The sequence below is a fragment of the Pseudomonas muyukensis genome, from assembly GCF_019139535.1.
Lineage (GTDB): Bacteria > Pseudomonadota > Gammaproteobacteria > Pseudomonadales > Pseudomonadaceae > Aquipseudomonas > Aquipseudomonas muyukensis.
In genome coordinates this window covers 4,411,289-4,423,250 of sequence record NZ_CP077073.1, presented here as the reverse complement: position 1 = coordinate 4,423,250, position 11,962 = coordinate 4,411,289, and the positions used below count along the sequence as shown (strand labels likewise).

The window sequence follows — 11,962 nt, the reverse complement described above, 5'->3', positions numbered from 1 at the left end:
GGTGGCCGCTATGTTGAAAGTCGAAGTTTATCGTTACAACCCGGACACCGACTCGGCGCCCAAGATGGAGTCGTTCGACGTCGATACCGGCGGCAAGGACCTGATGGTGCTGGACGTGCTGGCGCTGATCAAGGAGAAGGACGAGGGCTTCTCGTACCGTCGCTCCTGCCGTGAAGGCGTTTGCGGTTCCGATGGCATGAACATGAACGGCAAGAACGGCCTGGCCTGCATCACCCCGCTGTCGGGCGTGGTTAAGGGCAACAAGCTGGTGCTGCGCCCGCTGCCGGGCCTGCCGGTCATTCGTGACTTGGTCGTCGATATGAGCATCTTCTACAAGCAGTACGAGAAGGTGAAGCCGTTCCTGCAGAACGACACGCCGGCCCCGGCCATCGAGCGTCTGCAGTCGCCGGAAGATCGCGACAAGCTGGACGGTCTGTACGAGTGCATCCTGTGCGCTTGCTGCTCGACCTCCTGCCCATCGTTCTGGTGGAACCCGGACAAGTTCCTGGGCCCCGCCGCGCTGCTGCAGGCCTATCGCTTCCTGGCCGACAGCCGTGACACCAAGACTCAGGAGCGCCTGGCGTCCCTGGATGACCCGTTCAGCGTATTCCGCTGCCGCGGGATCATGAACTGCGTGAACGTGTGCCCGAAGGGTCTGAACCCGACCAAGGCAATCGGTCACGTGCGTAACATGCTGCTGCAAAGCGGCACCTGATTCACCGTTGTACCTGCAGTAAGCCGAGGTGCGGGTGGTGAGCCCGCACCGAGGTAAAACCCGAGCAAGGGCCGATAACGCCCGCGCTCATTACCTATGAAGATATGAGACCAGCAGGGGCTTCCGGGCTGGTACCCGGAAAATCAGCAGGATCCAGGTGGCGTGGTTCAGTCGCTGTGTTCGGACTTTTCCAGGTTTGCTGTGGCTCTCGCCGATCAGTCCCCTAACCGAGGGTGACCAAGCATGCAAGAAAGCGTGATGCAGCGCATGTGGGAAAGCGCCCACCTTTCAGGTGGTAACGCTGCATATGTGGAAGAGCTTTATGAGCTCTACCTGCACGACCCTAACGCTGTGCCAGAAGAGTGGCGCACTTACTTCCAGAAATTGCCCGCCGACGGCAGCACCGCTACCGATGTATCGCACTCGACGATCCGCGACCATTTCGTACTGCTGGCAAAGAACCAGCGCCGCGCCCAACCGGTTTCCGCCGGGAGCGTGAGCAGTGAACACGAGAAGAAGCAGGTTGAAGTTCTGCGACTGATCCAGGCCTATCGTATGCGCGGCCATCAGGCTGCCAAGCTCGACCCGTTGGGGTTGTGGCAGCGTCCTGCGCCCGTAGACCTGTCGATCAATCACTACGGCTTGACCAATGCCGATCTTGATACGACCTTCCGTGCCGGCGACCTGTTCATCGGCAAAGAGGAAGCGAGCCTACGCGAAATCTTCGAGGCGCTCGAGAAGACATATTGTCGCACCATTGGTGCCGAATTCACCCACATCGTCGATTCCGAGCAACGCAGCTGGTTCCAGCAGCGCCTGGAAAGCGTACGTGGCCGTCCGGAATTCTCCGCCGACGTGCAGGCTCACCTGCTCGAACGCGTCACGGCCGGTGAGGGCCTGGAGAAGTACCTGGGCACCAAGTACCCAGGTACCAAGCGTTTCGGCCTGGAAGGCGGCGAAAGCCTGATCCCGATGCTGGACGAAATGATCCAGCGCTCCGGTTCCTACGGCACCAAGGAAGTCGTGATCGGCATGGCCCACCGTGGCCGCCTGAACGTGCTCGTCAACACCTTCGGCAAGAACCCGCGCGAGCTGTTCGACGAGTTCGAAGGCAAGAAGATGAACGAGCTGGGCTCCGGTGACGTGAAGTATCACCAGGGCTTCTCCTCCAACGTGATGACCACCGGTGGCGAAGTGCACCTGGCCATGGCGTTCAACCCTTCCCACCTGGAAATCGTCTCGCCAGTGGTGGAAGGTTCGGTTCGCGCCCGCCAGGACCGTCGTAACGACACCGTGGGTGACAAGGTTCTGCCGATCTCCATCCACGGCGACGCTGCGTTCGCCGGCCAGGGTGTGGTCATGGAAACCTTCCAGATGTCGCAGACCCGCGGTTTCAAGACCGGCGGCACCGTGCACATCGTGATCAACAACCAGGTTGGCTTCACCATCAGCAACCCGCTGGACGCGCGCTCCACCGAGTACGCCACCGACGTTGCCAAGATGATCCAGGCGCCGATCCTGCACGTGAACGGCGATGACCCGGAAGCGGTGCTGTTCGTCACCCAGCTGGCCATCGACTACCGCATGCAGTTCAAGCGTGACGTGGTCATCGACCTGGTCTGCTACCGTCGTCGCGGCCACAACGAGGCCGACGAGCCGAACGGCACCCAGCCGTTGATGTACCAGCAGATCAGCAAGCAGCGCACCACGCGCGAGTTGTATGCAGAGGCGCTGATCCAGGCCGGTCGCATCGACGCCGAGCGCGCCCAGGCCAAGATCGACGAGTACCGCAACGCGCTGGACAACGGCCTGCACGTGGTCAAGAGCCTGGTCAAGGAGCCGAACCGCGAGCTGTTCGTCGACTGGCGCCCCTACCTGGGCCATGCCTGGACCGCGCGTCACGACACCCGCTTCGACCTCAAGACCCTGCAGGAACTGTCGGCCAAGCTGCTGGAACTGCCGGAAGGCTTCGTCGTCCAGCGCCAGGTCGCGAAGATCTACGAAGACCGCCAGAAGATGCAGGCCGGTGGCTTGCCGATCAACTGGGGCTATGCAGAGACCATGGCCTACGCCACCCTGCAGTTCGAAGGTCACCCGATCCGCATGACCGGCCAGGACATCGGCCGTGGCACCTTCTCGCACCGTCACGCGGTGCTGCACAACCAGAAGGACGCCAGCACCTACGTACCGCTGAAGAACCTGTTCCCGGGCCAGCCGCGTTTCGACCTGTACGACTCCTTCCTCTCGGAAGAAGCGGTACTGGCCTTCGAATACGGCTACTCGACCACCACGCCGAACGCGCTGGTGATCTGGGAAGCCCAGTTCGGCGACTTCGCCAACGGTGCGCAAGTGGTGATCGACCAGTTCATCACCAGCGGCGAGCACAAGTGGGGCCGCCTGTGCGGTCTGACCATGCTGCTGCCACACGGCTATGAAGGGCAGGGCCCGGAGCACTCCTCCGCGCGCCTGGAGCGCTACCTGCAGCTGTGCGCCGAGCACAACATCCAGGTCTGCGTACCGACCACCCCGGCACAGATCTACCACCTGCTGCGTCGCCAGGTCATTCGTCCGCTGCGCAAGCCGCTGATCGTCCTGACGCCGAAGTCGCTGCTGCGCCACAAGCTGGCCATCTCGACCCTGGAAGACCTGGCCGAAGGCTCGTTCCAGACCGTGATCCCGGAAATCGACGCGATCGATCCGGCCAAGGTCGAGCGCCTGGTGCTGTGTGGTGGCAAGGTCTACTACGACCTGCTGGAAAAACGCCGTGCCGAAGGCCGCGAAGACATCGCCATCGTGCGTATCGAGCAGCTGTATCCGTTCCCTGAGGACGACCTGGTCGAAATCCTGGCGCCGTACACCAACCTCAAGCATGCGGTCTGGTGTCAGGAAGAACCGATGAACCAGGGCGCCTGGTACAGCAGCCAGCACCACATGCGCCGTATCCTGGGCCGCCACAACAAGGCGCTGGTCCTGGAGTACGCCGGTCGCGACGCATCCGCCGCGCCAGCTTGTGGTTACGCATCGAAGCACGCCGAACAGCAGGAAAAACTGCTGCAAGACGCCTTCACTGTCTAACGCCTTCGCGCACCTGAAACCGAATTTAAGGAAACACTGCTAATGGCTATCGAGATCAAAGCCCCAACCTTCCCGGAATCGGTCGCCGACGGCACCGTTGCCACCTGGCACAAGCAGCCGGGCGACGCCGTCAAGCGTGACGAGCTGATCGTCGACATCGAAACCGACAAAGTCGTCCTGGAAGTCCTGGCCACCGCCGATGGCGTGCTGGGTGCCATCGTCAAGGGCGAGGGCGACACCGTCCTGTCCGACGAAGTCCTGGGCTCGATCGTTGAAGGTGGCGCTGCCGCCGCCGCGCCTGCTGCCGCCCCGGCCGCTGCTGCTCCGGCTGCCGCCGCTGCTGCCGACGCTGGCGAAGACGACCCGGTTGCCGCCCCGGCCGCGCGCAAGCTGGCTGAAGAGAACGGCATCGACCTGGCGACCGTTGCCGGCACCGGCAAAGGCGGTCGCATCACCAAGGAAGACGTCGTCGCCGCCGTCGCCAACAAGAAATCGGCCCCGGCGCCGGCTGCCAAGCCTGCCGCCGCCGCTGCTGCTGCCCCGGTTGTGGTTGCCGCAGGCGACCGCACCGAGAAGCGCGTGCCGATGACCCGCCTGCGCGCCAAGATCGCCGAGCGTCTGGTCGAAGCCCAGTCGAACATGGCCATGCTGACCACCTTCAACGAAGTCGACATGACCGAAGTCATGGCCCTGCGTTCGAAGTACAAGGACCTGTTCGAGAAGACCCACAACGGCGTGCGCCTGGGCTTCATGTCGTTCTTCGTCAAGGCTGCCACCGAGGCGCTGAAGCGCTTCCCGGCCGTCAACGCCTCGATCGACGGCAACGACATCGTCTACCACGGTTATGCCGACGTCGGCGTCGCGGTCTCCAGCGACCGTGGCCTGGTGGTTCCGGTGCTGCGCAACGCCGAGTCGATGTCGCTGGCCGAGATCGAGAACGGCATCGCCACCTTCGGCAAGAAGGCCCGTGACGGCAAGCTGGCCATCGAAGAGATGACCGGCGGTACCTTCACCATCACCAACGGTGGTACCTTCGGCTCGATGATGTCGACCCCGATCGTCAACCCGCCGCAGGCAGCCATCCTGGGCATGCACAACATCATCCAGCGCCCGATGGCCATCAATGGCCAAGTGGTGATCCGCCCGATGATGTACCTGGCGCTGTCCTACGACCACCGCCTGATCGACGGCAAGGAAGCGGTAACCTTCCTGGTGACCATCAAGAACCTGCTGGAAGATCCGTCTCGCCTGCTGCTGGACATCTAATCAACTAGCTGCCTATCGTCCGGCCCCGGCCTCGCAAGAGGCGGGGCCGCACGGTTCGCGGCTTGTAGCTTGTAGCTGATAAGGAATCTTTTATGACCCAGAAATTCGACGTAGTGGTGATTGGTGCAGGTCCTGGCGGCTATGTGGCTGCCATCAAGGCTGCCCAGCTTGGTCTGAAGACTGCCTGTATCGAGAAGTACACCGACGCCGAGGGCAAGCTGGCCCTGGGCGGCACCTGCCTGAACGTGGGCTGCATTCCTTCCAAGGCGCTGCTGGACAGCTCCTGGAAATACAAGGAAGCCAAAGAGAGCTTCAACGTCCACGGCATCTCCACTGGCGAAGTGAAGATGGACGTCGCCGCGATGGTTGGCCGCAAGGCCGGCATCGTCAAGAACCTGACCGGTGGCGTCGCCACCCTGTTCAAGGCCAACGGCGTGACTTCGATCCAGGGCCACGGCAAGCTGCTGGCTGGCAAGAAGGTCGAAGTCACCAAGGCTGACGGCACCACCGAAGTCATCGAAGCCGAGAACGTGATCCTGGCTTCCGGTTCGCGTCCGATCGACATTCCACCGGCTCCGGTCGACCAGAACGTCATCGTCGACTCCACCGGCGCCCTGGAATTCCAGGCCGTGCCCAAGCGCCTGGGCGTTATCGGTGCTGGCGTGATCGGCCTGGAGCTGGGCTCGGTATGGGCTCGCCTGGGTGCTGAAGTGACCGTCCTGGAAGCCCTGGACACCTTCCTGATGGCTGCCGACACCGCCGTGTCGAAAGAAGCCCAGAAGACCCTGACCAAGCAAGGCCTGGACATCAAGCTGGGCGCGCGCGTCACCGGCTCGAAAGTCAACGGCAACGAAGTCGAAGTGACCTACACCAACGCCGAAGGCGAGCAGAAGATCACCTTCGACAAGCTGATCGTCGCGGTCGGCCGTCGTCCGGTGACCACTGACCTGCTGGCCGCCGACAGCGGCGTGACCATCGACGAGCGTGGCTACATCTTCGTCGACGATCACTGCGCCACCAGCGTGCCGGGCGTGTTTGCCATCGGTGACGTGGTGCGCGGCATGATGCTGGCGCACAAGGCCTCGGAAGAGGGCATCATGGTCGTCGAGCGCATCAAGGGCCACAAGGCGCAGATGAACTACGACCTGATCCCGTCGGTCATCTACACCCACCCGGAAATCGCCTGGGTCGGCAAGACCGAACAGGCGTTGAAAGCCGAAGGCGTTGAGGTTAACGTGGGCACCTTCCCGTTCGCGGCCAGCGGCCGTGCGATGGCGGCCAACGACACCGGCGGTTTCGTCAAGGTCATCGCCGATGCCAAGACCGACCGCGTACTGGGTGTGCACGTGATCGGCCCATCGGCTGCCGAGCTGGTGCAGCAGGGCGCGATCGCAATGGAATTCGGCACCAGTGCCGAGGATCTGGGCATGATGGTCTTCAGCCATCCGACCCTGTCCGAAGCGCTGCATGAAGCAGCGCTGGCGGTGAATGGCGGTGCCATTCACGTCGCCAACCGTAAGAAGCGTTAATTATAAGAAACCACGGCGGGCTGCCCGTCGTGGGTCTTGCGTGCAAGACTCACCGCGGAACGTCCGCCGGACCGGATCACACGGGAAACCCGGGGTCAACGGTCACAGGTGGTGCGGCGCCAGTGATGGCGCAGCGCCGAAGCGCAGTACCTAACGAAGACGGTAAAAAGCATGAATCTTCACGAGTATCAGGGTAAGCAGCTGTTCGCTGAATACGGCCTGCCAGTTTCCAAGGGTTTCGCAGTCGATACCCCTGAGCAAGCGGCAGAAGCCTGCGACAAGATCGGCGGTTCCGAGTGGGTTGTTAAGGCCCAGGTTCACGCCGGTGGTCGCGGCAAGGCGGGCGGCGTCAAGCTGGTTCGCAGCAAGGAAGACGCCAAGGCGTTCGCTGCGCAGTGGCTGGGCAAGAACCTGGTGACCTACCAGACCGACGCCAATGGCCAGCCAGTTTCCAAGATCCTGGTCGAATCCTGCACCGACATCGCCAAAGAGCTGTACCTGGGCGCTGTCGTCGATCGTTCGAGCCGTCGCATCGTGTTCATGGCGTCCACCGAAGGTGGCGTGGACATCGAGAAAGTCGCTCACGAAACGCCTGAGAAGATCCTCAAGGCCACTATCGACCCACTGGTCGGCGCTCAGCCGTTCCAGGGCCGTGAACTGGCATTCCAGCTGGGTCTGGAAGGCAAGCAAGTTCAACAGTTCGCCAAGATCTTCGTAGGCCTGGCCAAGCTGTTCAAGGATCACGATCTGGCCCTGCTGGAAGTGAACCCGCTGGTGATCAAGGCCGATGGCGATCTGCACTGCCTCGATGCCAAGATCAACATCGACGCCAACGCCATGTATCGTCAGCCTAAGCTGAAAACCTTCCACGACCCGTCGCAGGACGACGCCCGTGAAGCCCACGCCGCCAAGTTCGAACTGAACTACGTCGCCCTCGAAGGCAACATCGGCTGCATGGTCAACGGTGCCGGCCTGGCCATGGGTACCATGGACATCGTCAACCTGCACGGCGGCAAGCCAGCCAACTTCCTCGACGTGGGCGGCGGCGCTACCAAAGAGCGCGTTACCGAAGCGTTCAAGATCATTCTGTCCGACAGCAATGTCGCGGCCGTTCTGGTCAACATCTTCGGCGGCATCGTTCGCTGCGACATGATTGCCGAAGGCATCATCGGTGCAGTGAAAGAAGTCGGCGTCAAGGTTCCGGTCGTCGTTCGCCTCGAAGGCAACAACGCCGAACTGGGCGCTAAAGTACTGGCAGAAAGCGGTTTGAACATCATTGCGGCAACCAGCCTGACCGACGCTGCTCAACAAGTTGTCAAAGCTGCGGAGGGCAAGTAATGAGCGTCCTGATCAATAAAGACACCAAAGTCATCTGCCAGGGCTTCACCGGCTCGCAGGGTACCTTCCACTCCGAACAGGCTATCGCCTACGGCACCAAGATGGTCGGCGGCGTCACCCCAGGCAAGGGTGGCACCACCCACCTGGGCCTGCCGGTGTTCAACACCGTCAAGGAAGCAGTAGAAGCCACCGGCGCCGACGCGTCGGTGATCTACGTACCGGCGCCGTTCTGCAAGGACTCGATCCTGGAAGCCGCCTTCGGTGGCATCAAGCTGATCGTCTGCATCACCGAGGGTATTCCTACCCTCGACATGCTGGACGCCAAGGTCAAGTGCGACGAGCTGGGCGTTACCCTGATCGGCCCTAACTGCCCAGGTGTCATCACCCCGGGCGAGTGCAAGATCGGCATCATGCCAGGCCACATCCACCTGCCAGGCAAAGTCGGTATCGTTTCGCGTTCCGGCACCCTGACCTACGAAGCCGTCAAGCAGACCACCGACGCCGGTTTCGGCCAGTCGACCTGCGTCGGCATCGGCGGTGACCCGATTCCGGGCTCCAACTTCATCGATATCCTGAAGCTGTTCCAGGAAGACCCGAAGACCGAAGCGATCGTCATGATCGGTGAGATCGGCGGTTCGGCTGAAGAAGAAGCCGCGGCCTACATCAAGGCCAACGTGACCAAGCCTGTCGTTTCCTACATCGCCGGTGTAACTGCACCTGCGGGCAAGCGCATGGGCCACGCTGGCGCCATCATCTCTGGTGGCAAGGGTACTGCGGACGAGAAGTTCGCCGCCCTGCAGGACGCCGGTGTGAAAACCGTGCGTTCCCTGGCTGACATCGGCAAGGCCCTGGCCGAGCTGACTGGCTGGGAAGTCAAGAAGTAAGCAACACGCAATACCCCCCACGCGCACAAAGGCCACCCTCGGGTGGCCTTTGTCGTTTCCGTGGCTGTGCACGGTCTGGTGTAGGAGCCGGCCTTGCCGGCGAACATAGGCGACGCGCAGGGAGGCACCGGCTTAGCCGGTGTTCGCCGGCAAGGCCGGCTCCTACGGAAAATTTGATCACTTCAATCAGTGTTTTCAACCAGACAATCACTCAAATACGCAATAAATTGTCGCCTGACACGTTCAACCAGACGACAAACACATACGCACATCGGACAAGCAGCACTGTGCCAGTGCGTTTGTCAGGCAAAACAGGTACCCTACGCGTTCACTCTGTGCCCGTACCCCAAAAGGGAACGACACGCTAAACGGGTCTGGCTCACCAAGCCGGGCAGCATTTCCCTTAATCCTGTGGGAAATCCCCTCCGACTCCCGATTTCAGCAGTGTGGTATTTCCTTAAATGAAAGTGTTAAAAGGCCAGGATATCCTGGCGCTTGGCTTTATGACGTTCGCGCTGTTCGTCGGCGCCGGCAACATCATCTTCCCGCCCATCGTCGGCCTGCAGTCCGGTCCACACGTGTGGATGGCGGCGCTTGGCTTCCTGGTCACCGCCGTGGGCCTGCCGGTCATCACCGTGGTCGCCCTGGCCAAGGTCGGTGGCGGCATGGACGCCCTGAGCAGCCCGATCGGCAAGTTCTTCGGCGGCCTGCTGGCAGCGGTGTGCTACCTGTCGGTGGGCCCGCTGTTCGCCACCCCGCGCACCGCGACCGTGTCGTTCGAGGTAGGCGTCGCGCCGCTGACCGGCGAGAGCCCGACGGCGCTGTTCATCTACAGCCTGGTGTACTTCCTGGTGGTGCTGGCCGTGTCGATGTACCCGGGCAAGCTGCTCGATACCGTCGGCCGCTTCCTCGCCCCGCTGAAGATCATCGCCCTGGCCGTGCTCGGCATTGCCGCCTTCGCGCTGCCGGCTGGCACCATCGGCGAAGCGCAGCCGCAATACGTCGCCGCGCCGTTCTCCCAAGGCTTCATCAACGGCTACCTGACCATGGACACCCTCGGTGCACTGGTGTTCGGCATCGTCATCGTCAATGCCATTCGCTCGCGTGGTGTCGAGTCGCCGCAGTTGATCACCCGCTACGCCATCATCGCCGGCCTGATCGCCGGTGTCGGCCTGGCCCTGGTCTACATCAGCCTGTTCCGCCTGGGCGCCGGCAGCCATGACATTGCCATGGGCGCCAGCAACGGCGCGGCCGTGTTGCATGCCTACGTGCAGCACACCTTCGGTTCGCTCGGCAGCGGTTTCCTTGCCGTGCTGATCGCCCTGGCCTGCCTGGTGACCGCCGTTGGCCTGACCTGTGCCTGCGCCGAGTACTTCAGCCAGATCCTGCCGCTGTCGTACCGCGCCCTGGTGGTGATTCTCGCCGGCTTCTCGCTGCTGATCTCCAACCTTGGCCTGACCAAGCTGATCATGTTCTCGATCCCGGTGCTGACGGCCATCTACCCGCCGTGCATCGTGGTGGTGGGCCTGAGCTTCGTCAAAGAGCTGTGGAACTCGCCGGTGCGTATCCTGGCCCCGGTAATGCTGGTGTCGCTGCTGTTCGGCATGGTCGACGCGATCAAGGGCAGCAGCCTGGCGCACATGCTGCCGGACGCCATGGCCCACCTGCCGCTGAGCGACCAGGGCCTGGCCTGGCTGGTGCCTTCGGTCATCACCCTGGGCGCTGCCGTGGTTTGCGACCGCTTGCTCGGCAAGCCGCGCGAGGCGCTGGCCTGATGGATTGAAGCCGCAAGGGCAGGGTGCTGGCCACAAGCCGCAGAGCGCCTGCCCAGGGTGGATGTCGAAACCCCGCTGCCGAGAGGCGCGGGGTTTTTTGTGGCCTGTTCCGACGCAATCGGGGGCCTGTCCGGCGATTTTTATTCGATGGCGTGCCTTTTACCGAATCCTGGCGTCGAATGCGGACTGTTTCTCTTTCATGGGGTTCCTGCATGAGCTTCATCCTAAACAACCTGGGCAACCTCCTGGCCGTCTGCTGGTTCGCCATCTGCTGGGGTGGCTACACCCGCTATGCCACCTGGAAGGGGCGTGACACCGCCTGCCTGGCCAGCGTGCTGCACCTGTACCGCGAAGACTGGATGCGCCGCATGCTGCTGCGTGACAACCGCATCGCCGACGCCAGCGTAATCGGCAACCTGGAGCGCAATGCGTCGTTCTTCGCCTCCAGCACGCTGATCATCCTCGCCGGCATCCTCACCGTGCTGGGCGCCTCGGACCGCGCCTTGTCGTTGCTGGCCGACCTGCCGCTGGTGCAGCAGGCGTCCCAGGGCATGTCCGAAATCAAGCTGCTGTGCCTGGCGACGGTGTTCGTCTATGCCTTCTTCACCTTCAGCTGGTGCATGCGCCAATACAACTTCGCGGCCGTGCTGGTGGGCTCGGCGCCGATGATCGGCGAGCGCGAGGTCAACGAACTGGAGCGCAAGGCCTTCGCTTCCCGGGCAGCGAGGGTGCTGTCGCTGGCCGCCAACCAGTTCAACCTGGGCCTGCGTTCTTATTATTTCGGCATGGCCATGTTGAGTTGGTTCATCGGCCCGTGGCTGTTCATGGTCATGAGTGTCGGCGTGGTATTCATTTTGTATCGCCGGGAGTTCCATTCCCATGTATTGGAAGTGATGGTATTCACCCCCACGGCCACGTCTGCGGTGGACAGGGACAGTTCCAATAGTGTCGGCTGAAGCCTTTCAGCTATAAATACCCGGCATAAAAAAACCCGACAGCGTCGGGTTTTTTTATGCTGCGCGATTACTGCTTGGCAGGTTCGGCAGGGGTCGCTGGCGCGGTTTCTGGCGCTGGGGTAGCCGGTGCGGCTTCCTCGGCGGCCTTCTGCTGCGCTTCGGCCTGATCTTTGGCGGCTTCGGCGTTTTCCTTGGCGGCGTCGTTCAATTTATCCTGAGCTTCGCCCATCTTTTCCTGGGCCTGCTCGGCGTGTTGCTGTGCGTCCTGGGCCTTGTCTTCGCTCGCTTTATCGCAAGCAGCCAGGCCCATGGCAGCGGCCAGCATCAGAGCAAAAGCAAAAGGTTTACGCATGGGGGTGTCTCTCCTTGGTGGAATAACTTTACTTGTTCCTTCGAGTTCGCCGGGGGCGAATAAGTTCCACCC

The 11,962-nt window shown here is 62.1% G+C and carries 9 protein-coding genes; 8 read left to right on the top strand and 1 reads right to left on the bottom strand.

Annotation, left to right across the window (positions count from 1 at the left end; all coding sequences use genetic code 11):
- Nucleotides 1–10: 10 nt before the first annotated feature.
- The 8 genes from KSS95_RS19440 to KSS95_RS19405 all read left to right on the top strand — a co-directional run bounded on the left by KSS95_RS19440 (nucleotide 11) and on the right by KSS95_RS19405 (nucleotide 11,538).
- Nucleotides 11–715, top strand: coding sequence for a succinate dehydrogenase iron-sulfur subunit (locus KSS95_RS19440; RefSeq protein WP_012315348.1), 705 nt, complete (start codon nucleotides 11–13; stop codon nucleotides 713–715).
- Nucleotides 716–958: 243 nt separating this feature from the next.
- A complete protein-coding gene (locus KSS95_RS19435; protein ID WP_134693149.1) occupies nucleotides 959–3,790 on the top strand; it encodes a 2-oxoglutarate dehydrogenase E1 component in 2,832 nt (943 codons plus the stop codon).
- A 42-nt stretch (nucleotides 3,791–3,832) separates the two neighbouring features.
- Nucleotides 3,833–5,056, top strand: a complete 1,224-nt coding sequence (odhB, locus tag KSS95_RS19430) for a 2-oxoglutarate dehydrogenase complex dihydrolipoyllysine-residue succinyltransferase (protein ID WP_102684707.1) — start codon at nucleotides 3,833–3,835, stop codon at nucleotides 5,054–5,056.
- A 92-nt stretch (nucleotides 5,057–5,148) separates the two neighbouring features.
- On the top strand, nucleotides 5,149–6,585 hold the full coding sequence (lpdA, locus tag KSS95_RS19425; RefSeq protein ID WP_102684708.1) for a dihydrolipoyl dehydrogenase: 1,437 nt from the start codon (nucleotides 5,149–5,151) through the stop codon (nucleotides 6,583–6,585).
- A 171-nt stretch (nucleotides 6,586–6,756) separates the two neighbouring features.
- On the top strand, nucleotides 6,757–7,923 hold the full coding sequence (gene sucC / locus KSS95_RS19420) for an ADP-forming succinate--CoA ligase subunit beta (RefSeq protein WP_011534748.1): 1,167 nt from the start codon (nucleotides 6,757–6,759) through the stop codon (nucleotides 7,921–7,923).
- A complete protein-coding gene (gene sucD / locus KSS95_RS19415) occupies nucleotides 7,923–8,807 on the top strand; it encodes a succinate--CoA ligase subunit alpha (protein WP_004376004.1) in 885 nt (294 codons plus the stop codon). The genes sucC and sucD overlap by 1 nt, the downstream gene beginning before the upstream one ends.
- Before the next feature lie 461 nt (nucleotides 8,808–9,268).
- On the top strand, nucleotides 9,269–10,582 hold the full coding sequence (gene brnQ, locus KSS95_RS19410) for a branched-chain amino acid transport system II carrier protein (protein WP_217848816.1): 1,314 nt from the start codon (nucleotides 9,269–9,271) through the stop codon (nucleotides 10,580–10,582).
- A gap of 212 nt (nucleotides 10,583–10,794) precedes the next feature.
- A complete protein-coding gene (locus KSS95_RS19405) occupies nucleotides 10,795–11,538 on the top strand; it encodes a DUF599 domain-containing protein (protein WP_217848814.1) in 744 nt (247 codons plus the stop codon).
- Nucleotides 11,539–11,605: 67 nt separating this feature from the next.
- Here the strand turns inward: KSS95_RS19405 and KSS95_RS19400 are convergent, their stop codons facing one another.
- A complete protein-coding gene (locus KSS95_RS19400; RefSeq protein ID WP_134693145.1) occupies nucleotides 11,606–11,890 on the bottom strand; it encodes a hypothetical protein in 285 nt (94 codons plus the stop codon).
- Nucleotides 11,891–11,962 lie beyond the last annotated feature (72 nt).